The sequence below is a fragment of the Pseudomonas aestuarii genome, from assembly GCF_027988105.1.
GTDB classification, from domain to species: domain Bacteria; phylum Pseudomonadota; class Gammaproteobacteria; order Pseudomonadales; family Pseudomonadaceae; genus Aquipseudomonas; species Aquipseudomonas aestuarii.
On record NZ_JAQJZJ010000004.1, the window covers coordinates 165,679 to 192,297 of the forward strand.

Below are 26,619 nucleotides of genomic sequence, written 5' to 3' on the forward strand. Positions count from 1 at the left end.
TATCTCGATGCGCGAAGCCCAAGAACTGCGTTTTACCACCCATGACGGCGTAGAGCTGTTCTATCGCCACTGGCCTGCCGAGGTCGCTGACACTGCCGCGCCCAAGCGGGCCATCGTGATGTTCCATCGTGGCCATGAGCATGGTGGGCGCATGGCCCATCTGGTCGACGAATTGGCTATGCCCGGTTTCGAATTCTTTGCCTGGGATGCCCGCGGCCATGGCCTGTCGCCGGGCGAACGTGGCGACAGCCCGAGCTTTGCCACCAGCGTCCGCGACGTGCAGACCTTCATCGAGCATATCGTCGCCAGTCATGGACTGGCCGAGGCAGATCTCGCGGTACTGGCGCAGAGCGTCGGCGCCGTGGTGGTATCGGCCTGGGCCCATGACTACGCGCCGAAGATCCGCGCCCTGGTGCTCGCCTCGCCGGCCTTCAAGGTCAAGCTCTACGTGCCCTTTGCCAGGCCGGGCCTCAAGCTGATGCGCGCCTGGCGCGGCAATTTCTTCGTCAACAGCTACGTCAAAGCCAAGTTCCTAAGCCACGACCCGGCCCGCATCGCCTCCTTCGACAACGATCCACTGATCACCCGGGCGATTTCGGTCAATATGCTGCTCGGCCTGAACGACGCCGCCGAGCGGGTGGTGGCCGATGCCCAGACGATCCAGATCCCTACCCAGTTGCTGATCTCCGGCGCCGACTTCGTGGTGCAGCGTAAACCCCAGGAGCAGTTCTTCGATCGCCTCGGCAGCCTGCACAAAGAGAAGCACATCCTGCCCGGCTTCTTTCACGACACCCTCGGCGAACGTGACCGCAGCCACGCCTTGAACCGCATCCAGCGCTTTCTCCTGCACTGCTTCGAAGAGCCGCTAGCATGTCCTTCGTTACTGGATGCCGACCGCCTCGGCGCGACCTGCGCCGAGGCCGAAAGCCTGGCTGCGCCGCTGCCGCCTAACTCGCTACGCGACCTCTACTGGCGCGCCACCCGCACCGGCCTCAAGTTCGGCAGCAGCCTGTCCGACGGGGTCAGGCTGGGCTTCGACACCGGCTTCGACTCCGGCAGCACGCTCGACTACGTCTACCGCAACCGGCCCAGCGGCAAGTCGGCGCTCGGCAAGTTGATCGATCAGAACTACCTGAACTCCATCGGCTGGCGCGGCATCCGCCAACGCAAACTGCACGTGGAGGAGCTGCTGCGCCTGGCCATGGCCAAACTGCGCATGCAGGGCCAAGCCGTGCGCATCGTCGATATCGCCGCCGGCCATGGCCGCTATATCCTCGAAGCCCTGGACGGCATGGAACAACAACCCGACTCGATCCTGCTGCGCGACTACAGCGACATCAATGTGTGCGACGGCGCCGCGCTGATCGAACAGAAAGGCCTGGCGGCTATCGCCCGTTTCGTCAAAGGCGACGCCTTCGATCGCGACGATCTGGCCACACTCGATCCCAAGCCGACCCTGGCGGTGGTTTCCGGCCTGTATGAGCTGTTCGCCAGCAACCAGATGGTCGGCAACTCCCTAGCCGGTCTGGCGGCTGCGGTGGAAGAGGGCGGCTATCTGGTCTACACCGACCAGCCCTGGCACCCGCAACTTGAATTTATCGCCCGGGCCTTGACCAGCCACCGCAGCGGCGAAGCCTGGGTCATGCGCCGACGCAGCCAGGCAGAGATGGATCAGCTGGTCGAGGCCGCAGGTTTCCGCAAGCTGACCCAGCGCATCGATGAATGGGGCATTTTCAGCGTCTCCCTGGCGCAGCGGGTGTGCTGATTGCAGGCGCAGCGGTAAGTCGCGAAGCCGGGTTGTGGAAGCGCGGTGTGCTCTGGCTGCTGCTCTTGGCGCCGCTTTTTTTCGCCAGTTACAGCTTTGCCAACTGGCTAAGCGCTCAACGGGCGGACGTCGGCACCCTGGTGTTCGCCTGGGAAAGCCGGATACCGCTATGGCCGTGGACCATCGTGCCTTACTGGTCGATCGACCTGTTATACGGCTTGTCCTTTTTGCTGCCGGCGACCCGCCGGGAGATGGATCGACACGGCCTGCGTCTGCTCAGCGTGCAGCTACTGTGCATCGCCGCGTTCCTGCTCTGGCCACTGCGTTTCACCTTCGAGCGGCCGGAACTGGATGGCCTGTTCGGCACGCTGTTCGATGTGCTGATGGGCTTCGACAAACCCTTCAACCAGGCGCCATCCCTGCATATCGCCCTGCTGGTGGTGCTCTGGCTGTGCTTCGCCCGCTATGCCACGGGTCTCTGGCGGGTATTGCTGCATGCCTGGTTCTTCTTGATCGGCATGTCGGTGCTGACCACTTGGCAGCATCATTTCGTCGATGTGCCCACCGGGGTACTGGCCGGTTGCTGGTGCGTCTGGCTCTGGCCGCAGCAAGGCCCCAGTCCGCTGCTGGATTGGCAGCTGACGTGCGCTGCGCAGCGTTGGCGCCTGGCGTTGCGCTATGGCTTCGCCGCGGCCCTGCTGACGGCTGTGGCGGTGAATCTGGGAGGTGCCTGGCTATGGCTGCTATGGCCGGGATGCTCCTTGCTGCTGGTGGCGCTGAACTATGCGCTGTTCGGCGCGGCGGGCTTTCAGAAGGATGCCAATGGCCGCCTGAGCAGCGCCGCCTGCTGCCTGCTCGCGCCCTATCTGCTTGGCGTCTGGCTGAATTCACGCCTATGGACGCGTAAGCATCCGCAGGCAGACGAAGTCGGCGAGGGGGTTTGGCTTGGACGTATTCCTTCAGCAGGGCAGGCCGAACAGTTTCATGCCCAGCTGGACCTCTGTGCCGAGCTGCCGAACTGGTCGCCGGCCAAAGCCTATCGCTCGCTGCCGGTGCTCGACCTCACCGTACCCTGCCCGAACACGCTCCTGGCCGCCGCACAGGCAATCGAAGCGCTACGCCAGCAGGGTCCGTTGTTGGTCTATTGCGCGCTCGGCTATTCACGTAGCGCCTGCGCGGTAGCCGCCTGGTTGCTGCACAGCGGTCGTTGCCAGAACCTGTCAGAGGCGCTCGCCCAGCTGCGCCAGGCACGCCCACAAGTGGTATTGAGCCAAGCCCACCTGCGAGCGTTAGAGGACATGCTGCAATTGCCCGGCAACGCGGCACCGGCGGTAGCATCAGCCCATGGTTACTGAGATGCAACTGTATACGGTGGCCTGCCTGCTACGCCGGGGCAAGACCCTCGATGGACTGTCCAGCGCGCTCAGCGTACTCGCCCTGCTGATCGGCCTCGCGCCGCTGTTGGGCGCCGTGATACAGCCATTGGCCGCCACGCTCTGCGCCCTGTTGCTGCTGCTGGGGCTGGCTGAAAAATATTGGGCGTTGCGTGTGGCCCTGGATGCCGAGCTATTCCAGCACCTGGCGGGCGACGCCGAGCAACTGGCGCGGCGTACCGTCGAGCTCGATCAGGCACTTGCCAGACTCGGTCTACAACCGCCGAACAATACCGCGCGCAGCTGGGTCGAGCGCAGTCGCGGCGCGTTGCGCTTGTTACGTCTGCAGGCACTCTCGCTGCTCGCGCAATTGTTGCTGGCCGTGGCGATCCTGCTCGGCCTGCCTTGGTTTTCAATCCCTGGATAAGGCATCTTCATGCTCGCTTCCCTGACCGCTTTTGCCATTACCTCCGCCGCACGCCTGCTGACAGGCGCCCGTGCGCTCTGGATCGGCTGCACCGCCCAGCCAGTGCAACGGCTGTACTACGCCAACCACAGCAGCCATGGCGACTTCGTCCTGCTCTGGGCCTCGTTGCCGCCAGAATTGCGGTACACGACCCGCCCGGTGGCCGGTGCCGACTACTGGCAGCGAGACGGCTTGCGTCGCTATCTGATCAACCGGGTATTCAATGGCGTACTGATCGACCGCGAGCGCAGTTCGCCCGACGCCAATCCGCTGCAACCCATGCTTGACGCCTTGGACCACGGCGATTCGTTGATCCTGTTCCCCGAGGGCACGCGCAATCTGGAGGATGGCCTGCTGCCATTCAAGAGTGGCCTCTACCACCTGGCCCAGGCGCGGCCACAGGTGGAGCTGATCCCGGTATGGATCGCCAACCTCAGCCGCGTCATGCCCAAGGGCAGGGCGCTGCCGCTACCGCTGCTGTGCACCCTGAGTTTCGGCGAGCCGCTGCAGCGACTCGAAACAGAGAATAAGAACGCGTTCCTCGAACGCGCGCGCAATGCCCTGCTGGCCATGGCACCCGAGGAGGTTTGAGATGGATCACAACACCCTGTTGCTGTTCGCCGGTATCGGCGCCCTGTTACTGCTGGCATCGACCATTGGCTTTTTGCTCAAGCGCCGCAGCGGCGACACACCCAATCCGGTCATCGACAACCTCAATGCGCGGATCAACGCCTGGTGGGTGATGGTGCTGGTGATAGGCGCTGCCTTTCTGTTCGGCGATACCGGCGTCATCTTGCTGTTCTACTGCGTCTCGTTCTATGCCCTGCGCGAATTCATGACCCTGACCCCAACCCGGCGCAGCGATTACCCGGCACTGGTGGCGGCCTTCTATTTCGCCCTGCCCATGCAGTACCTGCTGATCGCGTTGGACTGGTACGGCTTGTTCGCTATCTTCATCCCGGTTTACCTGTTTCTTCTGCTGCCGATTCTCGCCTCCCTGGGCGGCGATACCACGCGCTTCCTCGAGCGGGCGTCCAAGGTGCAATGGGGCCTGATGATCACGGTGTACTGCATCTCCTCGGTACCGGCACTGCTGACCCTCGACATTCCCGGATATGAAGGACGCAACCTGTTGCTGATCGCCTGGCTGATCATCGTGGTGCAGCTCTCCGATGTGCTGCAATACGTCTGCGGCAAGCTATTAGGCAAACACAAGATCGCCCCACACCTGTCGCCCTCGAAGACTGTGGAAGGCTTTATCGGCGGTGTCAGCCTGGCTTGCCTGGTTGGCGCGCTGCTGTGCTGGATCACCCCGTTCAACTTCTGGCAGGCGGCGCTGATGGCCCTGGCCGTCAACCTGCTCGGGTTTTCCGGTGGCCTGGTGATGTCGGCGATCAAACGTGATCGCGGGGTAAAGGATTGGGGCCATATGATCGAAGGCCATGGCGGCATGCTCGACCGCCTGGATTCGGTCTGCTTCGCCGCCCCGATATTCTTCCACTTCGTGCGCTACTGGTGGGTACCGGCACTGGTCTAGATTCAGTCAATCGGCCACCAGCTTCGCACCAGGGATACACCAGCCCCAGGTACTCGAGGGCTGTTTTATTCGGCTGCAGCCAAGCTCGAAATACCGTTCAGTTCATCCCCAGACGACCGGTTTTCAGCCATTGAACGATGCCAGCGCCGGCCGGTGCCGCCACATGATCGTCTCGGCATGCCGGGTAATCACCACCAGCCCCACTGTCTGAATTTCAAGCGGGGTGAATTTGAACAACAGGCCCAGCGCGTCCTGCACACTCACGTTGAGCAAAATGAACTTCGGGCGCCCCAGTTCCTCCGCCTTGATTCCAAGAATGTCGGTGTACAAGCACACCAGCGAATCGACTGGTAATCCTCCCATTGTTAGCACTCGGCAGAAATAGAGGTCGGGCCGCTTGTTCGCTCGGTTACACCACCGCTATAACCCAACGCTTTGCTCGTACCCTGAGGGACTCCGCTCAACCGCGTATCCTGTTACGACCGCCATGCTCAGGTAACGTAACTGAGTGATACGGAAACAGATCAGCCGCACTTCTCCCTAGCTGAAAAACCGATAATTTAGCAATCTGTTGATTTATAAGAATAATTTCAAGATGGCACGCGCTGTGCTGTATCTATGGCAGAACAACAACAAAAACAGTAAATAAAGAAAAACATCTCGACTCTGGCAAAACAAAAACAAAACCGCAGAGAAGCAGCAAACCGATTTTTTTGGAGAGGGTAGGCTTTTCCGGGTTCATCCCGGCAACCAGTTTTAGAAGAATAAAACTACCTTGAGGTAGCTCGTTCTGGTTGGATCACCTGCTGACAAGGGGCTGTACCAGCAACCAAAAAAATACGTTTGCCCTTGATCCCTCTCGGGGATCTGATGAACAAGCCGTCGATCACTAATAACAACAACAGATTGCTGAACAAGAAAAACAAAGCACGGATTAATTATTAGAGGGGAGCCAATGGCTCCCCTCAGTGCTTTCTGGCTTCTCCATCTTTCGCAGGTCAGTCTCGGCTCTCTAGGGTGAATGAACGACAGGATGATGCTATGGGCTAAGGCGCTGATGCTCCGGCCACGAACCCAATGCTGCCGCCGAATTTCGGCAATGTTGTCCATTGATACCCCCCAGACTCTTTAGGCAAATGACCGGATGGTTGCACACACCGGGGGGAGTACTACTGGACGCTATTTACCCCGGGTAATCTGTAAATTTTTCCACGCAGCCTCACAAGTCGCCGCCACCTGAAGCCCGATAAACCATCCCCTCTAACGACAAAACCCCGGCGGACCTTTCGGTCACCGGGGTTTTGTCGGCAGGGCAGGGGCCATTAACTTTGGCTAAAGCTTAGCTTTGAGCGCAAGGATAAATAACTCTGTCCATCCACAAGCGATCAGAAGTCCAGATTGGACACCGCCAGGGCGTTAGCCTCGATGAATTCACGACGTGGTTCTACGGCATCGCCCATCAAGGTGTTGAAGATCTGATCCGCGCCAATCGCGTCTTCGATCGTCACCTTGAGCATGCGCCGTACTTCGGGATCCATGGTGGTTTCCCACAGCTGGTTCGGGTTCATTTCACCGAGTCCCTTGTAGCGCTGAATGCTGTGGCGTTTAGTACTTTCGGTCATCAGCCAGCCCAAGGCGTCCTTGAAGGTGGTGACCGCCTTCTTGCGCTCGCCGCGCTGCACATAGGCATCCTCTTCCAGCAGGCTGTTCAGTTGGTCGCCCAAGCTGGTAACGGTCTTGTAGTCGTTGCTGGCGAAGAAGTCGCGATTGAAGATGATGTAGCTGGAGACCCCGTGGGAAATCAGTTCGACCTGCGGTAACCACAGATGACGCTCTTGGTCTTCATGCAGGCTGGTCTTGTAGCCAAGACCAGACTTCTCCATGCCTTTCAGACGGGCATCCAGCAGATCTAGCCAGGCTTGCATGGCATCCTTGTCCGCCAATTGCTCGGTACTGACGCGCGGAATGTAGACGAAATGCTCAGTCAGCTCGATCGGGTACAGCCGCGACAAGCGATTGAGGGTCTTCATTACCAGGCGGTAGTCACCGACCAGCCGCTCCAGCGCCTCGCCTGACAAGCCGGGGGCACTTTCGTTGACATGCAGGCTGGCATCTTCCAAGGCCGACTGGGTCATGTATTCCTCCATGGCCTCGTCGTCCTTGATGTACTGCTCCTGCTTGCCCTTCTTGACCTTGTACAGCGGCGGCTGGGCGATATAGATGTAGCCGCGCTCGACCAGTTCCGGCAACTGACGGAAGAAGAAGGTCAGCAGCAGGGTACGGATGTGCGAACCGTCGACGTCGGCGTCGGTCATGATGATGATGTTGTGATAGCGCAGCTTGTCGATGTTGTATTCATCGCGGCCGATACCACAGCCCAGGGCGGTGATCAGGGTGCCGACTTCCTGGGAGGAGATCATCTTGTCGAAGCGGGCTTTCTCGACATTGAGGATCTTGCCCTTTAGCGGCAGGATCGCCTGGGTCTTGCGGTTGCGGCCCTGCTTGGCAGAACCGCCCGCGGAGTCACCCTCCACTATGTAGAGTTCGGAAAGAGCAGGGTCCTTTTCCTGGCAGTCGGCCAGTTTCCCGGGCAAGCCGGCGATATCCAGGGCCCCCTTACGGCGGGTCATTTCCCGGGCTTTGCGCGCGGCTTCACGGGCGCGGGCGGCATCGATCATCTTGCCGACCACGGCCTTGGCTTCGCCTGGATTCTCCAGGAGGAAGTCGGAGAAGTGCTTGCCCATTTCCTGCTCGACCGCGGTCTTCACTTCGGAAGAAACCAGCTTGTCCTTGGTCTGCGAGCTGAATTTGGGGTCCGGCACTTTCACCGAAATGATCGCGGTCAAGCCTTCGCGGGCATCGTCACCGGTGGTAGCGATCTTGTGCTTCTTGGCCAAACCCTCCTGCTCGATATAGGCATTCAGGTTACGCGTCAGCGCCGAGCGGAAACCGGCCAGGTGGGTGCCACCGTCGCGCTGCGGGATGTTGTTGGTGAAACACAGCAGGTTCTCGTTGAAGCTATCGTTCCACTGCAAGGCCACTTCGACACCGATGCCATCCTCACGCTGAATGCTGAAGTGGAACACCTGGTTGACCGCAGTCTTGTTGACGTTGAGGTATTCGACGAAGGCGCGCAGCCCGCCTTCGTACTTGAACAGCTCTTCCTTGCCGCTGCGCTCGTCCTTGAGCACGATGCCGACACCCGAGTTGAGGAACGACAGTTCGCGCAGACGCTTGGCCAGAATGTCCCAGCTGAAATGGATATTGGCGAAGGTTAGCGAGGACGGCTTGAAGTGAATCTGGGTGCCCGTGCTGTCAGTGTCGCCGACGATGCGCATGGGCTCCTGTGGCACACCATGCACGTAGGTCTGCTCCCAGATGTGGCCACTGCGGCGCACGGTGAGCAGCAGATGCTCGGAAAGGGCGTTGACCACCGAGACACCCACGCCGTGCAGACCACCGGAGACTTTGTAGGAGTTGTCATCGAACTTACCGCCGGCATGCAACACGGTCATGATGACCTCGGCAGCGGAAATACCTTCCTCTTTATGGATGTCCACCGGGATGCCACGACCGTTGTCGCTCACGCTGATGGATTCATCCGGGTGGATGGTGATGGTGATGTCGCTGCAATGCCCCGCCAACGCTTCGTCAATCGAGTTGTCGACCACCTCGAATACCATGTGGTGCAGACCGCTGCCATCATCGGTATCGCCGATGTACATGCCAGGTCGCTTGCGTACGGCATCCAGGCCTTTCAAGACCTTGATGTTATTGGAGTCGTACGTTTGGTTTTCGCTCATGCTTCACTCCCGGTGGTCATCGGTCTGGGTGATACGGCCATGTTCCACGTGGAACATGGCAACGGGCGTATCCGTGCGCCAGCCTTCCCTCAACAATTCATGGTCTACACAGGTGATGAACACCTGGCAGTGCAAGTCTTCTAACAAACGACACAAGGCACGGCGATGCTGCTCATCCAGTTCTGACGGCAAGTCATCCACCAGATAAATACATTGCCCACGCTTGGCCTGATTAACCAAATGGCCCTGGGCAATACGCAGGGCACAAATAACCAGTTTCTGCTGACCTCGCGACAATATCTCCGCGGCACTATGGGCTGCCAGACGCAATCTGAGATCCGCGCGCTGGGGGCCGGCCTGGGTATGACCTATTTGCTGATCCCGGAGAAGGGAAGTGGCCAGCACTTCACTCAGTTCACGCTCCTTGTCCCAGCCGCGGTAATAACTGAGGGTCAAGCCTTCCAGCTCCAACAGCTCGCTCAGGGTGCGTTCGAACACCGGTTTCAAGGCCTTGATATAGGCTCTACGGTAACCATCGATCTCGTCGCTGGCCAGGCAAAGCTCACGGTCCCAGGCCGCCTGCGAAGCGGCGTCAAGTGTACCATGCCGCAGCCACGAGTTCCGCTGCCGCAGGGCCTTCTGCAGGCGCTGCCAGGCCGGCATAAAGCGAGGTTCCACGTGGAACACACCCCAATCGAGAAACTGTCGACGAACCTTGGGCGCGCCTTCGAGCAAGCGGAAACTATCCGGGTTGATCAATTGCAAGGGCAGCGCTTCAGCCAATTGGGCAGCACTGCGCGCATTCTGCCCATCGATACGAATCTGCAACTCGCCCTGGCGATCACGGGAAATTCCCAGACTGCTTTGCCGGCCATCGGCCAGTTGCACTTCACCAAAAACAGTACAAGCCAGTTGCTCGTACTGAATCATTGGCAGTAGTCGGGTGCTGCGAAATGAGCGGGCCAACCCAAGCAAATGCACGGCTTCCAGCAAACTGGTTTTGCCGCTGCCATTGGCGCCGTGGAGGATATTGATACGCGGGGAGGGGGAGAGGGTCACCGGGTGCAAATTGCGCACCGCGGTGACCATGATGCGGGTGAGGGACATTTAGCAGTTACAGACGCATGGGCATAACGACATAGGCGGAATCGTCGTTATCGGCTTCCTGTACCAGAGCACTGCTATTGGAGTCGGACAGAATCAGGCGCACCTGATCAGTGGTCATCACACCCAGCACATCGAGCAGGTAACTGACATTGAAACCGATCTCCAACTGGTTACCGTTGTAGTCCACGGCAATCTCTTCTTCGGCCTCTTCCTGCTCCGGGTTGTTGGCCTGAATTTTCAGCAGGCCAGCCGCCAGTTGCAAACGGATACCCCGGTACTTTTCGTTGGAGAGAATAGCCGTGCGGCTGAACGCTTCGCGCAGACCTTGACGATCGGCGACCACCAATTTGTCGCCTCCGCGCGGCAGCACACGCTCGTAATCGGGGAACTTGCCGTCAACCAGTTTGGAGGTGAAGGTAAACTCACCGGTGGTCGCACGAATATGATGCTGGCCCAGAACGATGCTGACGTTGGCATCCTGCTCGGTCAGCAGTCGCGCCAACTCGAGAATACCTTTGCGCGGCACTATCACCTGATGGCGTTCGGTCTGCTCGATCTCGGCGGCCATCGAACACATGGCCAGACGATGACCATCGGTGGCGACTGCGCGCAAAATGCCCGTCTGAACTTCCAGCAACATACCGTTGAGGTAATAGCGCACGTCTTGCTGCGCCATGGCAAAACTGGTGCGTTCGATCAGGCGGCGCAGCCTGCTTTGGTTGAGGCTGAGGGTCAGCGAACCCGGGCCTTCCTCGACCGTGGGGAAGTCATTGGCCGGCAAGGTCGACAGGGAGAAACGGCTACGTCCGGCCTTGACCAGCAACTTCTGATCGTCGACGCGGATGTCGATCAACGCATCATTCGGCAGGCTTTTGCAGATATCCATCAGCTTGCGCGCCGGTACGGTAATTTCACCGGGCTCGGCCGGCTCTTCCAGACTTACCCGGCCCACCAGCTCGACTTCGAGATCGGTACCGGTCAGCGACAATTGCTGGCCTTCGACCACCAGCAGCACATTGGACAGCACCGGCAAGGTCTGGCGGCGTTCCACGACGCCGGCGACCAGTTGCAGTGGTTTCAACAAGGCTTCGCGTTGAATAGTGAAATGCATGGTCTAGTCCCTTGCCTAGTGGAGTGGCGTATTCAAGTGGTCAACGTACGCAGCAGATTCTTGTAATCCTCGCGGATGTCCGCGTCGGATTCCTTCAGTTCAGCAATCTTACGGCAAGCATGCAATACCGTGGTGTGATCGCGGCCGCCGAAGGCATCACCAATCTCCGGCAGGCTGTGGTTGGTCAGTTCCTTCGACAGTGCCATCGCCACTTGTCGCGGTCTTGCCACCGAGCGTGAACGGCGTTTCGAAAGCAGATCGGAGATCTTGATCTTGTAGTACTCGGCCGTGGTGCGCTGGATATTGTCGATGCTGACCAGCTTGTCTTGCAGCGCCAACAAATCCTTCAGCGACTCGCGGATCAACTCGATGGTGATGTCACGGCCCATGAAGTGCGAATGGGCAATCACGCGCTTGAGCGCGCCTTCCAGTTCGCGCACGTTGGAACGGATGCGCTGGGCAATGAAGAACGCCGCGTCGTGTGGCAAATCCACTTTGGCCTGATCGGCCTTCTTCATCAGGATCGCCACCCGGGTTTCCAACTCGGGCGGTTCGACCGCCACCGTCAGGCCCCAACCGAAGCGCGATTTCAGACGCTCTTCCAGGCCTTCGATTTCCTTCGGGTAGCGGTCACTGGTGAGAATTACCTGCTGGCCACCCTCGAGCAACGCGTTGAAGGTGTGAAAGAACTCCTCCTGAGAGCGTTCCTTTTTGGCGAAAAACTGAATGTCGTCGATCAGCAAGGCATCCACCGAACGGTAGAAACGCTTGAACTCGTTGATTGCATTCAACTGCAGTGCCTTGACCATATCGGCAACGAAGCGCTCGGAATGCAGGTACACCACCTTGGCATTCGGGTTCTTCTGCAACAGGTGATTACCCACCGCGTGCATCAAGTGGGTCTTACCCAGGCCCACGCCGCCATAGAGGAACAGCGGGTTGTAACCGTGCTTGGGATTGTCTGCCACCTGCCAGGCCGCCGCGCGGGCCAACTGGTTGGACTTGCCCTCGACGAAATTGTCGAAGGTGAAGGTACGGTTCAGGTAGCTGGTGTGCTTGAGTCCGCCTTCCACTTGGACCGTGCGCTCAGTGCGCGCGGGGGCGGTCTGGCTGGCAGCCCCGGCCATGGGGTCAAAACTGGAGCGCGATGGCTCTGACAGCGCAGGAGCGGCCTTCGGGGCGGCCACTGGCGTGCTGGTCACGACCGGCGCCGGTGCGGGAGCCGCAGCCACGCGCGGGGCGCTGCTGCGTTTGCTGCCTATTAACAAGGACAGTGCCGGCATCATGCCGTTGGTGCGTTCGGCGAGCAATTCGAGCAGCCGCGTCAGGTACTTTTCATTGACCCAGTCCAGCACGAAACGGTTCGGCGCATAGACGCGAAGCTCGTCGCCAGCGGCTTCGACCTGCAGCGGTCGGATCCAGGTATTGAATTGCTGGGCAGGCAGTTCATCGCGCAGAAGCTCTACGCACTGCTGCCAAAGTTCAACGGACACGGATAACCCCTAAATAGGAAAGCGGCGAGGCAAAAAACAAGCGCCATTGTAGCGACCGAAGACCGAGTTATCCACACGTAACGATCGCTCAGGTGAGATACCTGATGCCGGCCATCAGCCTTACCACTGGTCGATAACTGCAGATTCAACTCTGTGGATAACCCTGCTTGAGCCCAGCGGATAAGCCTGGGCATAAGTGGTGCATGAACCCAGCTGTGGATAACATGGCATTCCATCCCCAGCTTATCCGCTGCCTTCGCACAGCCGCAGCACGTCTTCCTGACAGACTTACCCTTCCGCATAAGCATCATGGATAAAGGGCTTGAGGCACTTATGCACAGAAAAGTGGCTTGCTAATAGTTATTAACATTACAGAAAAGCTTTAAATATTCTCTTCTCTATATTCTTTATTAACGAAAATGCTGGTTGGAAATTGACCTGACCCTTGGGATTCTCTAGAATCGCCGGTCTCTTAAAACGGGGGCCATTCCGGCCCGTAGTCGACAGCCAGGTAACACGCCATGAAACGCACTTTCCAACCCAGCACTATCAAACGCGCTCGCACTCACGGTTTCCGTGCTCGTATGGCCACCAAGAACGGCCGTGCTGTCCTGTCGCGTCGCCGCGCCAAGGGCCGTAAGCGTCTCGCCGTCTAAATTTCGGTATCGTGGTGAGTCGAGACTTCAGTCGGGAAAAGCGTCTGCTAACCCCCCGACAATTCAAGGCAGTCTTCGACTCCCCTAGCGGCAAAGTTCCGGGCAAAAATGTCCTGCTGCTGGCGCGCAACAACCAGCTTGACCACCCCCGCCTGGGTTTGGTGATCGGCAAGAAGAGCGTCAAGCTCTCGGTTGAGCGCAATCGCCTGAAACGCCAGATCCGCGAATCGTTCCGCCTCCACCAGGACAACCTGGTCGGTTGGGACATCGTAGTGGTTGCGCGTAAGGGCCTGGGCGATCTGCAGAATGCCGAACTGGCTCACCAGTTCGGCAAGCTCTGGAAACGCCTCGCACGCAACAAACCCAGCCCGGAAACTTCTACCCCTATCGGGATAAACGACAGTCCCCATGCGTAAACTGGCCTTGGTTCCAATCCAGTTCTACCGCTATGCCATCAGTCCTTTGATGGCCAGCCACTGTCGTTTTTATCCAAGCTGCTCCTGCTACGCGCATGAAGCCATCGAACAACAAGGCCTCATGCGTGGTGGCTGGCTGGCATTGCGCCGGCTCGGCCGCTGTCACCCGTGGAATCCCGGTGGCTACGACCCGGTTCCCCCCGCGAAAACCTCCCGTTCCTCTTCGATGGCCGAATAATCATGGATATTCAACGCTCGATCCTGATCGTCGCCCTGGCAATCGTGTCCTATATGATGGTTCTCCAGTGGAACCAGGACTACGGTCAAGCTGCCCTGCCGACTCAGACTGCAGCAGTCAGCAGTACCGTTCCGAGCTTGCCGGATACCACTGCCCGCGCCCAAACCGCCAGCGGTGACGACATACCGACTGCAGCCCCTGCCGCCGAATCAGGCTCCATCAGCGTTGCCCCAGTGGCCGTCAGTGACCAACTGATTCGAGTGAAAACCGACGTCCTGGATCTGGCCATCGATCCACGGGGCGGTGATGTGGTGGAGTTGCGGTTGCCGCAGTACCCGCGCCGGCAAGACCACCCGGAAGTGCCTTTCCAACTGTTCGATAACGGCAGCGAGCGCACCTATCTGGCGCAAAGCGGTTTGATCGGCGCTAACGCGCCGGACCGGTCCAGCGGCCGTGCCCTGTGGAGCAGCGACAAGCAGAGTTATGAATTGGCTGAAGGCCAGGACAGTCTGCAGGTCGACCTCAAGCTCAGCGAAGACGGGGTCAATTACATCAAACGCTTCACCTTCACCCGTGGCCTGAATCCTGAGTGCTCGCCCGCCGAACAACAGCTGAAAAAGCCCGGTTGCGTAGACCCTGCGGCTTATCAGATGACCGTCAGCTATCTGATCGACAATCAGAGTGGCAAAGCGTGGAGCGGCAATATGTTCGCTCAGCTAAAGCGCGATAGCAGTGATGATCCCTCGTCGACCACCGCCACCGGCACCGCCACCTACCTGGGTGGCGCGCTCTGGACACCCGAAGAGTCATACAAAAAAGTGTCGATGAAAGATATCGACAAGCAAGCTTTTAAAGAAACCGTTGAAGGAGGCTGGGTTGCCTGGCTGCAGCACTACTTTGTCACTGCCTGGATTCCCGAGAAAGGCACGACCAACCAGGTACAGACTCGCAAAGACAGCCAAGGCAATTACATTGTCGGCTTTACCGGTCCGGCCGTTCAGGTTGCTCCCGGCGCCCAAGGCGAAATCAATGCCATTCTGTATGCCGGCCCGAAGCTTCAAGGTCACCTGAAAACCCTGTCCCCCGGGCTCGAGTTGACGGTCGACTACGGCATTCTGTGGTTCATTGCCCAGCCAATCTTCTGGTTACTGGAACATATCCACAGCATCTTGGGCAACTGGGGCTGGTCGATCATCGTCCTGACCATCATCATCAAACTGATCTTCTTCCCGCTGTCTGCCGCCAGCTACAAGTCGATGGCGCGCATGCGTGCTGTAGCGCCGAAACTGGCTGCTCTGAAAGAGCAGTTCGGAGATGACCGGCAGAAGATGTCCCAGGGCATGATGGAGCTGTACAAAAAAGAGAAGATCAACCCACTGGGCGGTTGCCTGCCGATCCTGGTACAGATGCCGGTGTTCCTGGCCCTGTATTGGACTCTGCTGGAAAGCGTTGAAATGCGTCAGGCCCCGTGGATGTTCTGGATTACCGACCTGGCGATCAAGGATCCGTTCTTCATCCTGCCGATCATCATGGGCGCCACCATGTTCATCCAGCAGCAGCTCAACCCGACACCGCCGGATCCGATGCAGGCCAAGGTGATGAAGCTGATGCCTGTCATCTTCACCTTCTTCTTCCTCTGGTTCCCGGCCGGTCTGGTGCTGTACTGGGTCGTCAACAACTGCCTGTCCATCGCTCAGCAGTGGTACATTACCCGCAAGATTGAAGCGGCAACCAAGGCGGCTGCGGCCTGATAAGGCGGAGCTTGTAAGCTCGAGCAAGCCGTTAACAAGACGCCCCCATCGTGGGGCGTCTTGCTATCCAGCGTTTGGAGTTCAGCATGTCAGCAGTCCGTGAAACCATTGCCGCCGTTGCGACAGCCCAGGGCCGTGGTGGCGTCGGCATCGTGCGTGTCTCGGGGCCCTTGGCAGGGAAACTGGCCCTGGCGATTTGCCAGCGTGAACTGAAACCACGCTATGCCCATTACGGGCCTTTTTTTGCCGATGCCGAACAGGTGCTGGATGAGGGCCTGGCCCTGTACTTTCCCGGGCCCAACTCCTTTACCGGCGAGGATGTACTGGAACTGCAAGGCCATGGCGGCCCGGTGGTACTCGACTTGCTCCTGCGCCGCTGCCTGCAACTTGGCGCGCGCCAGGCCCGTCCCGGCGAGTTCAGCGAGCGGGCATTCCTCAACGACAAACTCGACCTGGCCCAGGCCGAGGCGATTGCCGACCTGATCGAAGCCAGCTCGGCACAGGCCGCGCGCAATGCCTTGCGTTCTCTACAAGGCGAGTTCTCGCGCCGCGTGTATGGCCTGACCGAACGCCTGATCAGCCTGCGCATCTACGTCGAGGCGGCCATCGATTTTCCCGAAGAGGAAATCGACTTTCTTGCCGATGGCCATGTGCTCAGCCTGCTCGAGGGCGTTCGTGCCGATCTTGCCGAAGTGCTGCGCGAAGCAGGCCAGGGTGCGCTGCTGCGCGATGGCATGACAGTGGTGATCGCCGGGCGGCCGAACGCCGGAAAATCCAGTTTGCTCAATGCCCTGGCCGGCCGCGAAGCAGCCATCGTCACCGAGATCGCCGGCACCACCCGCGACGTACTGCGCGAACATATCCACATCGATGGCATGCCGTTGCACGTGGTGGATACCGCTGGCTTGCGCGACACCCAGGATCAGGTGGAAAAGATCGGCGTCGAGCGCGCACTTAAAGCCATTGGCGAAGCCGACCGTATTCTCCTGGTGGTCGATGCCACTGCTGCAGAAGCCGACGACCCCTTCTCGCTATGGCCGGAGTTTCTCGCTCAGCGTCCCGCCCCGGGCAAAGTCACCCTGATTCGCAACAAGGCCGACCTGTCCGGCGAAGCCACTGCCCTGGAAGTCGGCAGCGATGGCCATGTAACCATCAGCCTGTCGGCCAGATCCAGCGCCGGTCTCGATCTGCTGCGCGAGCACCTGAAAGCCTGCATGGGCTACGAACAGACTGCCGAGAGCAGCTTCAGTGCCCGCAGGCGCCATCTGGAGGCGTTGCGCCTCGCCGCTAGCCATCTCGACCACGGTCACGCTCAGCTGACCCTGGCAGGGGCCGGTGAGCTGCTCGCCGAAGACCTGCGCCTGGCGCAACAGACTCTGGGCGAGATCACCGGGGCGTTCAGCTCCGACGACCTGCTCGGCCGGATATTTTCCAGCTTCTGTATCGGCAAGTAGCGAGCGCCTTCCCCACGGTGAGCTGGGCGGTACTCCGTTGCAGCTCGACCGCGCCTGGTTGAATGAGCCGCGCAACCCGGCTACGTAAACCCCGTATGAGCGCAGCGATGGCAATCGCTGCCACACCATCGCTCAACGCCTTCAGCTCCTGCGAACGCTAGAAATCCCCCCTGCGTCTACCCAATCCTGCGACTTGGGCGACCTTGTCCTGGCCAACGACTTCACGATTGCATCCTTCAGGCAGTCATCGTCTTGGCCAAACGCGGTTTTACATGCGGTTATTTTCCCGTCTAAGCCCTGTGGAAAACCGGGCCTGAGCCCGGTCCATAACCCGGTGATAAAACTGAGGATAAATGCCCCTGTGGATAACCATCACTTTAATCCACAGGCTGTCTACCGCTACCGAACAGGCTAACGGCAGGATTATCACAGCCTTTTGAAACGCTACAGGGCACATGGTCATTGAGCTGTAGCGATCTATCCACAGAAAAGCGCTGCATACTTTATAAACATAAAAACAAAGATCTATATAAATCTATTCTTTTATTCTTTATTAACCGGAAGCTCTGAGAGGACCAACGCAGGCTGGCTATTTTTTGTGCAAAAGGCTTCTTTCACACCGGCTAAATCCCTATACTCGCCGGCTTTCCAGCTTTTCAAAGCTTCTCAACAGGCACGAGGTGCGTGGTGGATTTCCCTTCCCGTTTTCAGGTGATCGTGATCGGCGGTGGTCATGCCGGCACCGAGGCTGCTTTGGCAGCGGCACGCATGGGGGTAAAAACCCTGCTGCTGACCCATAACGTGGAAACCCTCGGTCAGATGAGCTGCAATCCGGCTATCGGCGGAATTGGCAAAAGCCATCTGGTCAAGGAAATCGACGCCCTGGGTGGCGCCATGGCAACCGCCACCGACAAGGCCGGCATCCAGTTCCGCGTGCTCAACAGCCGCAAGGGCCCTGCCGTTCGCGCCACTCGCGCCCAGGCCGATCGGGTGCTGTACAAGGCGGCTATCCGCGAAACCCTGGAAAACCAGGCCAACCTGTGGATATTTCAGCAGGCCGCGGATGACCTGATCGTCGAGAATGACCAAGTCAAAGGCGTGGTCACCCAGATGGGGCTGCGGATATTCGCCGATTCGGTGGTGTTGACCACCGGCACCTTCCTCGGTGGACTTATCCACATCGGCATGCAGAACTATTCCGGTGGCCGCGCCGGTGATCCACCCTCGATTGCCCTGGCCCAGCGCTTGCGCGAATTGCCGCTGCGGGTCGGTCGCCTGAAGACCGGTACCCCGCCGCGCATCGATGGCCGCTCGGTGGATTTTTCCGTGATGACCGAGCAACCCGGCGATACGCCGATTCCGCTGATGTCGTTTCTCGGAACACCTGAGCAGCATCCGTCTCAGGTCAGTTGCTGGATCACCCACACCAATGCCCGAACCCACGAGATCATTGCCGCCAATCTCGATCGTTCGCCGATGTATTCCGGGTTGATCGAAGGCGTAGGGCCGCGTTACTGCCCATCGATCGAAGACAAGATCCATCGTTTTGCCGACAAGGACAGCCATCAGGTATTTATCGAGCCGGAGGGGCTGACCACCCATGAGCTCTATCCCAACGGGATTTCCACCTCGTTGCCGTTCGACGTGCAGTTGCAGTTGGTGCGCTCGATCCGCGGCATGGAAAACGCCCATATCGTGCGTCCGGGCTACGCCATCGAATACGACTACTTCGATCCGCGTGACCTGAAATACAGCCTGGAAACCAAGGTCATTGCCGGTTTGTTCTTTGCCGGCCAGATCAATGGCACCACCGGTTACGAAGAAGCCGGCGCCCAGGGGCTGCTGGCCGGGGCCAATGCCGCGTTGCGCGCCCAGGGCAAAGACAGCTGGTGCCCGCGCCGCGACGAAGCCTACCTCGGCGTTTTGGTCGACGACCTGATCACCCTGGGGACCCAGGAGCCGTACCGCATGTTCACCTCGCGGGCCGAATATCGGCTGATCCTGCGCGAAGATAACGCCGACCTGCGCCTGACCGAAAAAGGCCGCGAGCTGGGCCTGGTCGATGATCGCCGTTGGGCCGCATTCGAGATCAAGCGTGAAGCCATCGCGGTGGAAGAACAGCGCCTGAAAAGTACCTGGGTCAGGCCCGGTACGCCCCAGGGCGATGCGATTGCCGCGCATTTCGGCACGCCGCTGACCCACGAGTACAACCTGCTCAACCTGTTGTCGCGCCCGGAGATCGATTACCTCGGTCTGGTCGAGCTGACCGGCGCAGGGGCAGAAGACCCGCAAGTCGCCGAGCAGGTCGAGATCAAGACCAAGTACGCCGGCTACATCGATCGTCAGCAGGATGAAATCGCCCGGCTGCGCGCCAGCGAGGACACCCAATTGCCTGCCGATATCGATTACACCGGGATTTCCGGCCTGTCCAAGGAGATCCAGCACAAGCTCGGCAATACGCGTCCTGAAACCCTCGGCCAGGCTTCGCGGATTCCCGGGGTCACCCCGGCGGCGATTTCCCTGCTGCTGATCCACCTGAAAAAACGCGGAGCTGGTCGCCAGCTGGAGCAAAGCGCCTGATGTCAGTGGTAACCAGCAAGCACGCCGAAGAACTGGCGCAAGGCGCCCTCGAGCTGGGCGTCGAGGTATCCGCCCTGCAGCAGGAACAGTTGCTGGCCTATCTGGCGCTGCTGATCAAGTGGAACAAGGCCTACAACCTCACCGCGGTGCGCGACCCGGACGAAATGGTTTCGCGCCACCTGCTCGACAGCCTGAGTGTGCAGCCCTACGTCTTCGATGCTGGGGATAACTGGCTGGACGTCGGCAGTGGTGGCGGCATGCCGGGCATTCCCCTGGCCATCCTGTTCCCCGAGCGGCAATTCACCCTGCTCGACTCCAACGGCAAGAAAACCCGCTTTCTCACTCAGGTGAAGCTGGAGCTGAAACTGACCAACCTGGAAGTTATCCACAGCCGGGTCGAGGCCTTCAAGCCGCCGCAGCCATTCAGCGGTATCGTTTCCCGTGCTTTCAGCAGCCTGGAGGATTTTGCCAACTGGACCCGCCATCTCGGCGATGGCCAGAGCCAGTGGCTGGCCATGAAGGGCGTGCATCCGGACGACGAACTGCAAGCTCTGCCGGCCGACTTCCGCCTGGCAGCCACCCATGTGCTCAAGGTTCCCGGTTGCCAAGGTCAGCGTCATCTGCTGATACTGCGTCGCTCGGTCTAGGGGGAACGCAACATGGCTAAAGTATTCGCAATCGCCAACCAGAAAGGCGGCGTGGGCAAGACCACCACCTGCATCAATCTGGCGGCCTCGCTGGTTGCGACCAAGCGCCGCGTCCTGCTGATCGATCTTGATCCACAGGGTAACGCCACCATGGGCAGCGGTGTGGATAAGCATGCCCTGGAGCATTCGATCTACGACGTGTTGATCGGTGAATGCAACCTGGTCGAGGCCATGCAGTATTCCGAGCACGGTGGTTACCAGTTGCTGCCGGCCAACCGTGACCTGACGGCTGCGGAAGTCGGCCTGCTGGAAATGAAAATGAAGGAAAGCCGCCTGCGTAACGCCTTGGCGCCGATCCGCGAGAACTACGATTACATCCTCATCGACTGTCCACCGGCACTGTCGATGCTCACGGTCAATGCCCTGGTGGCCGCCGATGGGGTGATCATCCCCATGCAATGCGAGTATTTCGCCCTGGAAGGCTTGAGCGACCTGATCAACAGCATTCAGCGCATTGCGCAAATGCTCAATCCTTCGCTGAAGATCGAAGGCCTGCTGCGTACCATGTACGACCCGCGCATCAGCCTGACCAACGATGTAACGGCGCAGCTCAAGCAGCATTTCCCCGACACGCTGTACCAAACCGTTATCCCGCGCAACATTCGCCTGGCCGAGGCCCCTAGCTACGGCATGCCGGCGCTGGTTTATGACAAGCAATCCCGTGGCGCCATTGCCTACCTGGCCTTGGCTGGCGAGTTGGTTCGCCGTCAGCGCGCCGGCGCCCACACCGCAACCGCATAAGGAACTCCGCATGGCCGTCAAGAAACGAGGGCTGGGACGTGGCTTGGACGCCCTGCTGGGGGGCACCACCGTCACTGCTCTGCAGGAAGAAGCTGCCCAGGTCGATAGCCGCGAGCTGCAATACGTGCCCCTGGACCTGATCCAGCGCGGCAAGTACCAACCGCGCCGTGACATGGATGCCACCGCGCTGGATGAACTGGCGCAGTCGATCAAGGCCCAGGGTGTGTTGCAACCGATTGTGGTGCGGCCGATTGGCGAAGGGCGTTTCGAGATAGTCGCCGGAGAACGGCGCTGGCGTGCCTGCCAGCAGGCTGGCCTGGACAAGATCCCGGCCATGGTGCGCGAACTGCCCGACGAGGCAGCGATCGCCATGGCGCTGATCGAGAACATCCAGCGTGAAGACCTCAACCCGATCGACGAGGCCGTTGCCCTGCAACGGCTGCAGCAGGAATTCCAGCTTACCCAGCAGCAGGTGGCTGAGGCCGTGGGCAAATCCCGCGTGACCATCACCAACCTGCTGCGCCTGATCGGTCTGCCGGACGAGATCAAGACCCTGCTGTCCCATGGCGATTTGGAGATGGGCCATGCGCGTGCCCTGCTGGGTCTGCCTGCGGAACAACAGGTCGAAGGGGCGCGACACGTTGTCGCACGAGGGCTGACAGTACGACAAACCGAAGCCCTGGTACGCCAGTGGTTGAGTGGCAAAGACAAGCCGGTTGCGGCGCCCAAGGCCGACCCGGATATAAGTCGTCTGGAGCAGCGCCTGGCCGAGCGCCTGGGCTCTCCGGTGCAGATCAAGCACGGGCAGAAGGGCAAAGGCCAACTGGTGATTCGCTACAGCTCACTGGATGAATTGCAGGGTGTTCTGGCCCACATCCGCTGAAACAATTGACCATGTAGCAGGTTCACGTAAATCACTACCTGGCTGTTGAACCGGGGAACCTGCGCCCCTATACTTTGCGCGCTTTTGTCGGCACGAAATATGCCAGGCCGTTGATTTGAGGCGGCCGACACCGTAGGGACTGTGACGATGGATGTACGCAAGCCAAATCGCACGCCCTTTCATCGTTTAGCGGTGTTTCCGGTCTTGTTGACCCAGTTGGCTGTACTACTGTTAGCGGCTGCGGTGTTGTATGTCACTCGCGGCGCAGTAAGTGGTTATTCAGGGTTGTGTGGCGGCCTGATTGCCTGGTTGCCGAATCTGTACTTTGCCCACAAGGCGTTCCGTTTCAGTGGAGCGCGGGCTGCTCAAGCCATAGTCCGGTCTTTTTATGCCGGTGAAGCGGGCAAACTGATTTTGACGGCAGTGCTGTTTGCACTGACGTTTGCAGGCGTGAAGCCATTGGATGCGCTGGCGGTATTCGGCGTATTCCTGTTGACCCAATTGGTCAACTGGTTCTCACCCCTGCTAATGAAAATAAGATTTTTAAGACCTTAGCGCTCGAGGGATATATGGCAGCTGCAGAAACCGCTTCGGGTTATATCCAGCATCACTTGACCAACCTGACCTATGGTCAGCACCCGGTCAATGGCTGGAGCTTTGCCCACAACGTCAGGGAAGCTCAAGAAATGGGCTTCTGGGCATTCCACGTCGATACCCTGTTGGTGTCGGTGGTGCTCGGCCTGCTTTTCATTCTGTTGTTCCGCGCTGCAGCCAAGCGCGCCACTTCCGGGCAACCGGGTGGTCTGCAGAATTTAGTCGAAGTCTTGGTTGAGTTCGTCGATGGCAGTGTCAAAGACACCTTCCATGGTCGCAACGCACTGATCGCACCGCTGGGTCTGACCATCTTCGTCTGGGTCTTCCTGATGAACTTCATGGATCTGTTCCCGGTGGATTGGCTGCCGATGCTGGCGGCGACAATCACCGGTGATAAACACCTGTTCTTCCGTGTCGTGCCGACTACTGACCCGAACGCCACCCTGGGCCTGGCCCTGTCGGTGTTTGCCCTGATCCTCTACTACAGCATCAAGGTCAAAGGCATCAGCGGTTTCATCGGCGAGCTGACTCTGCACCCGTTCGGCAGCAAGAACGTCCTGGTTCAGGCTCTGTTTGTGCCGGTCAACCTGCTGCTCGAGTTGGTGACCCTGGTTGCCAAGCCGATTTCCCTGGCGCTGCGTCTGTTCGGCAACCTGTATGCCGGCGAGCTGATCTTCATCCTTATCGCCGTCATGTTCAGCGGCGGCTTGCTGCTGGGCGGTCTGGGTATTGTCTTGCAGTGGGCGTGGGCGGTGTTCCACATCCTGATCATCGTGCTGCAAGCGTTCATCTTCATGATGCTGACCATCGTCTACCTGTCGATGGCGCACGAAGACAACCACTAAGGGCGCAATGCGCATCCTCGATGCCCTTCCCCGCTGGGGAAACGGCAGATCAGGCTGCGCTCTGCTCGAGGTGGACGCCCGCAAGGGCAACACAGGCAATGATTTAGCTTTACCGCTTTACCTTAGAAAACCTTAAACCAATACGACATAAAAGTCGGGAGGAAAGATGGAAACTGTAGTTGGTCTGACCGCGATCGCTGTAGCACTGCTGATTGGCCTGGGTGCCCTGGGTACCGCCATTGGTTTCGGCCTGCTGGGCGGCAAGTTCCTGGAAGGCGCAGCGCGTCAGCCGGAAATGGTACCGATGCTGCAAGTAAAAATGTTCATCGTCGCCGGTCTGCTCGACGCCGTGACCATGATCGGTGTTGGTATCGCACTGTTCTTCACCTTCGCGAACCCCTTCGTTGGTCAAATTGCAGGCTAATCACTCGAGTATTCGAGTGGATTGGTTTGATGGACAACGAACGAGCGAGGTGTTGGCGTGAACATTAATGCAACCCTGATTGGCCAGTCCGTTGCCTTCTTCATCTTCGTGCTGTTCTGCATGAAGTTCGTATGGCCTCCGGTCATTACGGCTTTGCAGGATCGTCAGAAGAAGATTGCAGATGGACTGGACGCTGCCAGCCGTGCGGCTCGTGACCTGGAGTTGGCCCAAGATAAAGTGGCCCAACAACTGCGCGAAGCCAAAGGCCAAGCAGCCGAAATCATTGAGCAAGCCAAGAAACGTGGAACCCAGATCGTCGACGAAGCCCGTGACCAGGCCCGTGTCGAAGCTGACCGCGTGAAGGCTCAGGCTCAGGCCGAGATCGAACAGGAACTGAACAGCGTCAAAGACGCCTTGCGTGCCCAAGTGGGTAGCCTGGCCGTCAGCGGTGCCGAGAAGATCCTGAGCAAATCTATCGACCAAAACGCGCATGCGGAGCTGGTTTCCAAACTGGCAGCCGAAATTTAAGCGAGGGCGCGATCATGGCAGAACTGACCACGCTGGCCCGACCTTACGCCAAGGCTGCCTTTGAGTATGCCCAGGCCCACCAGCAGCTGGCCTCTTGGTCAGCCATGCTCGGCCTGGCTGCTGCGGTGTCGCAAGTCGACACCATCCAGCGCATGCTCGGGGCTCCGCGTCTGACGAGTACAGATAAGTCCACCACCTTCAACGAGGTGTGTGGTGACAAGTTCGACGCCCAGGTACGCAATTTCATCCATATCGTCGCCGAAAACGATCGCCTGGCCTTGTTGCCGGAGATCGCCGATCTGTTCGAGCTGTACAAAGCCGAACAGGAAAAATCGGTCGACGTGGATGTCACCAGTGCCTTTGCATTGAGCGATGAACAGCAAGACAAACTCGCCAAGGTTCTCAGTGCACGGCTCAACCGGGAAGTGCGCCTGCATGCAACGGAGGATGCCAGCCTTATCGGTGGTGTCGTAATCCGCGCCGGCGACCTGGTTATCGATGGCTCAGTTCGCGGCAAAATCGCGAAGCTGGCCGAAGCATTGAAATCTTGAGTTTGAAGGGGCAGCAGAGCTATGCAGCAACTCAATCCTTCCGAAATAAGTGAAATCATCAAGGGCCGCATCGACAAGCTCGATGTTTCCTCGCAAGCCCGTAACGAAGGCACAGTCGTCAGCGTATCCGACGGTATTGTGCGCATTCACGGTCTCGCCGACGTTATGTACGGTGAAATGATCGAGTTCCCGGGTGCCGTTTATGGCATGGCGATGAACCTGGAGCGCGACTCTGTCGGCGCCGTGGTTCTCGGTGCCTATCAGTCGTTGGCTGAAGGCATGAGCGCCAAGTGCACCGGCCGCATCCTCGAAGTGCCGGTAGGTCCGGAACTGCTGGGTCGCGTTGTCGATGCTCTGGGTAACCCGGTTGACGGTAAAGGCCCGCTGAACAACGTCGCTACTGACGCGGTTGAGAAGGTTGCACCGGGCGTGATCTGGCGTAAGTCGGTCGACCAACCGGTGCAAACCGGTTACAAGGCCGTCGACGCCATGATCCCGGTTGGCCGTGGCCAGCGCGAGCTGATCATCGGCGACCGTCAGATCGGTAAAACCGCTCTGGCGATCGATGCCATCATCAACCAGAAGAACAGCGGCATTAAGTGCGTTTACGTGGCTATTGGTCAGAAGCAATCGACCATCGCCAACGTGGTGCGCAAGCTGGAAGAAAACGGCGCCTTGGCTAACACCATCATCGTCGCGGCCAGTGCCTCCGAATCCGCTGCGCTGCAGTTCATTGCACCGTACTCCGGTTGCACCATGGGCGAGTACTTCCGCGACCGTGGCGAAGACGCGCTGATCGTTTATGACGATCTGTCCAAGCAAGCAGTGGCTTACCGCCAGATTTCCCTGCTGCTGCGCCGTCCTCCAGGCCGTGAAGCCTACCCGGGCGACGTGTTCTATCTCCACAGCCGTCTGCTGGAGCGTGCATCGCGCGTTTCCGAAGAGTATGTCGAGAAGTTCACCAACGGCGCCGTGACAGGCAAGACCGGTTCCCTGACCGCCCTGCCGATCATCGAAACCCAGGCTGGCGACGTTTCCGCGTTCGTTCCGACCAACGTGATCTCGATCACCGACGGTCAGATCTTCCTGGAATCGGCCATGTTCAACTCCGGCATTCGCCCGGCAGTGAACGCCGGTGTTTCGGTTTCCCGCGTAGGTGGTGCCGCTCAGACCAAGATCATCAAGAAGCTTTCCGGTGGTATCCGTACCGCTCTGGCTCAGTACCGTGAATTGGCGGCTTTCGCCCAGTTCGCTTCTGACCTGGACGAAGCCACCCGCAAGCAGCTTGAGCATGGTCAGCGCGTTACCGAGCTGATGAAGCAGAAGCAATACGCGCCGATGTCCATCGCCGACATGTCGCTGTCCCTGTACTCGGCCGAACGTGGCTACCTGCAGGACATCGAAATCGTCAAAATCGGCAGCTTCGAACAAGCTCTGATTGCTTACTTCAACCGCGATCACGCCGACTTGATGGCGAAGATCAACGTGAAGGGTGACTTCAATGACGAAATCGACGCTGGCCTGAAAGCCGGTATCGAGAAGTTCAAGGCCACCCAAACCTGGTAAGCCGCAGCGGAGGTCTTATGACCTCCGCCT

The 26,619-nt window shown here is 59.1% G+C and carries 25 protein-coding genes; 20 read left to right on the forward strand and 5 right to left on the reverse strand.

All coding sequences use genetic code 11. The features are described from left to right. Positions 1–7 precede the first annotated feature (7 nt). Genes PH586_RS10315 through PH586_RS10335 form a run of 5 tightly spaced genes read left to right on the forward strand, consistent with a single transcriptional unit; the run spans position 8 to position 5,141 of the window. Complete coding sequence (locus PH586_RS10315) at positions 8–1,765, forward strand: bifunctional alpha/beta hydrolase/class I SAM-dependent methyltransferase (RefSeq protein ID WP_271347679.1); 1,758 nt, start codon at positions 8–10, stop codon at positions 1,763–1,765. Next, positions 1,765–3,120, forward strand: coding sequence for a phosphatase PAP2/dual specificity phosphatase family protein (locus PH586_RS10320; protein ID WP_271347959.1), 1,356 nt, complete (start codon positions 1,765–1,767; stop codon positions 3,118–3,120). The genes PH586_RS10315 and PH586_RS10320 overlap by 1 nt, the downstream gene beginning before the upstream one ends. A gap of 1 nt (position 3,121) precedes the next feature. Then, a complete protein-coding gene (locus tag PH586_RS10325) occupies positions 3,122–3,565 on the forward strand; it encodes a hypothetical protein (protein WP_271347680.1) in 444 nt (147 codons plus the stop codon). 9 nt (positions 3,566–3,574) lie between these two features. Further along, on the forward strand, positions 3,575–4,195 hold the full coding sequence (locus PH586_RS10330) for a lysophospholipid acyltransferase family protein (RefSeq protein WP_271347681.1): 621 nt from the start codon (positions 3,575–3,577) through the stop codon (positions 4,193–4,195). 1 nt (position 4,196) lies between these two features. Next, the gene (locus tag PH586_RS10335; protein WP_271347682.1) at positions 4,197–5,141 is read left to right on the forward strand and encodes a phosphatidate cytidylyltransferase; all 945 of its coding nucleotides are present in this window, start codon (positions 4,197–4,199) and stop codon (positions 5,139–5,141) included. A 123-nt stretch (positions 5,142–5,264) separates the two neighbouring features. Here PH586_RS10335 and PH586_RS10340 read toward each other — a convergent pair whose 3' ends face one another. The 5 genes from PH586_RS10340 to dnaA form a co-directional block, all read right to left on the reverse strand. Further along, complete coding sequence (locus PH586_RS10340) at positions 5,265–5,471, reverse strand: hypothetical protein (RefSeq protein ID WP_271347683.1); 207 nt, start codon at positions 5,469–5,471, stop codon at positions 5,265–5,267. Between the two features lie 1,055 nt (positions 5,472–6,526). Further along, positions 6,527–8,944: a DNA topoisomerase (ATP-hydrolyzing) subunit B gene (gene gyrB, locus PH586_RS10345; protein ID WP_271347684.1), complete on the reverse strand. Its 2,418-nt coding sequence runs from the start codon at positions 8,942–8,944 to the stop codon at positions 6,527–6,529. 3 nt (positions 8,945–8,947) lie between these two features. Beyond that, entirely contained in the window at positions 8,948–10,051 is a 1,104-nt protein-coding gene (recF, locus tag PH586_RS10350; RefSeq protein WP_271347685.1) for a DNA replication/repair protein RecF, read from the reverse strand. A 7-nt stretch (positions 10,052–10,058) separates the two neighbouring features. Then, entirely contained in the window at positions 10,059–11,162 is a 1,104-nt protein-coding gene (gene dnaN, locus PH586_RS10355) for a DNA polymerase III subunit beta (protein ID WP_271347686.1), read from the reverse strand. A 32-nt stretch (positions 11,163–11,194) separates the two neighbouring features. Continuing rightward, the gene (gene dnaA / locus PH586_RS10360; RefSeq protein ID WP_271347687.1) at positions 11,195–12,655 is read right to left on the reverse strand and encodes a chromosomal replication initiator protein DnaA; all 1,461 of its coding nucleotides are present in this window, start codon (positions 12,653–12,655) and stop codon (positions 11,195–11,197) included. Positions 12,656–13,176: 521 nt separating this feature from the next. Between dnaA and rpmH the strand changes: the two genes are divergently transcribed. The 15 genes from rpmH (at position 13,177) to atpA (ending at position 26,589) form a co-directional block, all read left to right on the forward strand. Then, on the forward strand, positions 13,177–13,311 hold the full coding sequence (gene rpmH, locus PH586_RS10365) for a 50S ribosomal protein L34 (RefSeq protein WP_002551315.1): 135 nt from the start codon (positions 13,177–13,179) through the stop codon (positions 13,309–13,311). A 14-nt stretch (positions 13,312–13,325) separates the two neighbouring features. Beyond that, positions 13,326–13,727, forward strand: coding sequence for a ribonuclease P protein component (gene rnpA / locus PH586_RS10370; protein ID WP_271347688.1), 402 nt, complete (start codon positions 13,326–13,328; stop codon positions 13,725–13,727). After that, on the forward strand, positions 13,720–13,965 hold the full coding sequence (gene yidD / locus PH586_RS10375) for a membrane protein insertion efficiency factor YidD (RefSeq protein WP_238040894.1): 246 nt from the start codon (positions 13,720–13,722) through the stop codon (positions 13,963–13,965). The genes rnpA and yidD overlap by 8 nt, the downstream gene beginning before the upstream one ends. A 2-nt stretch (positions 13,966–13,967) precedes the next feature. Further along, positions 13,968–15,716, forward strand: coding sequence for a membrane protein insertase YidC (gene yidC, locus PH586_RS10380; RefSeq protein ID WP_271347689.1), 1,749 nt, complete (start codon positions 13,968–13,970; stop codon positions 15,714–15,716). Between the two features lie 86 nt (positions 15,717–15,802). Next, complete coding sequence (gene mnmE / locus PH586_RS10385) at positions 15,803–17,170, forward strand: tRNA uridine-5-carboxymethylaminomethyl(34) synthesis GTPase MnmE (RefSeq protein WP_271347690.1); 1,368 nt, start codon at positions 15,803–15,805, stop codon at positions 17,168–17,170. Positions 17,171–17,857: 687 nt separating this feature from the next. Continuing rightward, positions 17,858–19,750: a tRNA uridine-5-carboxymethylaminomethyl(34) synthesis enzyme MnmG gene (mnmG, locus tag PH586_RS10390; protein WP_271347691.1), complete on the forward strand. Its 1,893-nt coding sequence runs from the start codon at positions 17,858–17,860 to the stop codon at positions 19,748–19,750. Further along, positions 19,750–20,397, forward strand: a complete 648-nt coding sequence (gene rsmG / locus PH586_RS10395; RefSeq protein ID WP_271347692.1) for a 16S rRNA (guanine(527)-N(7))-methyltransferase RsmG — start codon at positions 19,750–19,752, stop codon at positions 20,395–20,397. The genes mnmG and rsmG overlap by 1 nt, the downstream gene beginning before the upstream one ends. Before the next feature lie 12 nt (positions 20,398–20,409). Further along, positions 20,410–21,198 (forward strand): ParA family protein, encoded by a 789-nt coding sequence (locus tag PH586_RS10400; protein WP_271347693.1) that lies wholly within the window; start codon positions 20,410–20,412, stop codon positions 21,196–21,198. 10 nt (positions 21,199–21,208) lie between these two features. After that, on the forward strand, positions 21,209–22,081 hold the full coding sequence (locus PH586_RS10405; protein ID WP_271347694.1) for a ParB/RepB/Spo0J family partition protein: 873 nt from the start codon (positions 21,209–21,211) through the stop codon (positions 22,079–22,081). Between the two features lie 147 nt (positions 22,082–22,228). Continuing rightward, complete coding sequence (locus PH586_RS10410) at positions 22,229–22,636, forward strand: F0F1 ATP synthase subunit I (RefSeq protein WP_238040887.1); 408 nt, start codon at positions 22,229–22,231, stop codon at positions 22,634–22,636. Between the two features lie 14 nt (positions 22,637–22,650). After that, a complete protein-coding gene (gene atpB, locus PH586_RS10415) occupies positions 22,651–23,520 on the forward strand; it encodes a F0F1 ATP synthase subunit A (RefSeq protein ID WP_271347695.1) in 870 nt (289 codons plus the stop codon). Between the two features lie 166 nt (positions 23,521–23,686). Further along, a complete protein-coding gene (atpE, locus tag PH586_RS10420; RefSeq protein WP_003097235.1) occupies positions 23,687–23,944 on the forward strand; it encodes a F0F1 ATP synthase subunit C in 258 nt (85 codons plus the stop codon). Between the two features lie 57 nt (positions 23,945–24,001). Continuing rightward, a complete protein-coding gene (locus PH586_RS10425; RefSeq protein ID WP_271347696.1) occupies positions 24,002–24,472 on the forward strand; it encodes a F0F1 ATP synthase subunit B in 471 nt (156 codons plus the stop codon). A 14-nt stretch (positions 24,473–24,486) separates the two neighbouring features. Then, positions 24,487–25,023: a F0F1 ATP synthase subunit delta gene (locus tag PH586_RS10430; protein ID WP_271347697.1), complete on the forward strand. Its 537-nt coding sequence runs from the start codon at positions 24,487–24,489 to the stop codon at positions 25,021–25,023. A 21-nt stretch (positions 25,024–25,044) separates the two neighbouring features. After that, complete coding sequence (atpA, locus tag PH586_RS10435; RefSeq protein WP_271347698.1) at positions 25,045–26,589, forward strand: F0F1 ATP synthase subunit alpha; 1,545 nt, start codon at positions 25,045–25,047, stop codon at positions 26,587–26,589. Positions 26,590–26,619: the final 30 nt, after the last annotated feature.

Bases quoted from the DNA above. Each gene is read 5' to 3' on its own strand.
- rsmG (WP_271347692.1), top strand. From the start codon at position 19,750: ATGTCAGTGGTAACCAGCAAGCACGCCGAAGAACTGGCGCAAGGCGCC.
- PH586_RS10325 (WP_271347680.1), top strand. From the start codon at position 3,122: ATGCAACTGTATACGGTGGCCTGCCTGCTACGCCGGGGCAAGACCCTC.
- PH586_RS10405 (WP_271347694.1), top strand. From the start codon at position 21,209: ATGGCCGTCAAGAAACGAGGGCTGGGACGTGGCTTGGACGCCCTGCTG.
- dnaN (WP_271347686.1), bottom strand. From the start codon at position 11,162: ATGCATTTCACTATTCAACGCGAAGCCTTGTTGAAACCACTGCAACTG.
- PH586_RS10410 (WP_238040887.1), top strand. From the start codon at position 22,229: ATGGATGTACGCAAGCCAAATCGCACGCCCTTTCATCGTTTAGCGGTG.
- atpE (WP_003097235.1), top strand. From the start codon at position 23,687: ATGGAAACTGTAGTTGGTCTGACCGCGATCGCTGTAGCACTGCTGATT.
- rpmH (WP_002551315.1), top strand. From the start codon at position 13,177: ATGAAACGCACTTTCCAACCCAGCACTATCAAACGCGCTCGCACTCAC.
- PH586_RS10430 (WP_271347697.1), top strand. From the start codon at position 24,487: ATGGCAGAACTGACCACGCTGGCCCGACCTTACGCCAAGGCTGCCTTT.
- mnmE (WP_271347690.1), top strand. From the start codon at position 15,803: ATGTCAGCAGTCCGTGAAACCATTGCCGCCGTTGCGACAGCCCAGGGC.
- PH586_RS10315 (WP_271347679.1), top strand. From the start codon at position 8: ATGCGCGAAGCCCAAGAACTGCGTTTTACCACCCATGACGGCGTAGAG.
- yidC (WP_271347689.1), top strand. From the start codon at position 13,968: ATGGATATTCAACGCTCGATCCTGATCGTCGCCCTGGCAATCGTGTCC.
- gyrB (WP_271347684.1), bottom strand. From the start codon at position 8,944: ATGAGCGAAAACCAAACGTACGACTCCAATAACATCAAGGTCTTGAAA.
- PH586_RS10335 (WP_271347682.1), top strand. From the start codon at position 4,197: ATGGATCACAACACCCTGTTGCTGTTCGCCGGTATCGGCGCCCTGTTA.
- yidD (WP_238040894.1), top strand. From the start codon at position 13,720: ATGCGTAAACTGGCCTTGGTTCCAATCCAGTTCTACCGCTATGCCATC.
- PH586_RS10330 (WP_271347681.1), top strand. From the start codon at position 3,575: ATGCTCGCTTCCCTGACCGCTTTTGCCATTACCTCCGCCGCACGCCTG.
- PH586_RS10400 (WP_271347693.1), top strand. From the start codon at position 20,410: ATGGCTAAAGTATTCGCAATCGCCAACCAGAAAGGCGGCGTGGGCAAG.
- atpA (WP_271347698.1), top strand. From the start codon at position 25,045: ATGCAGCAACTCAATCCTTCCGAAATAAGTGAAATCATCAAGGGCCGC.
- recF (WP_271347685.1), bottom strand. From the start codon at position 10,051: ATGTCCCTCACCCGCATCATGGTCACCGCGGTGCGCAATTTGCACCCG.
- atpB (WP_271347695.1), top strand. From the start codon at position 22,651: ATGGCAGCTGCAGAAACCGCTTCGGGTTATATCCAGCATCACTTGACC.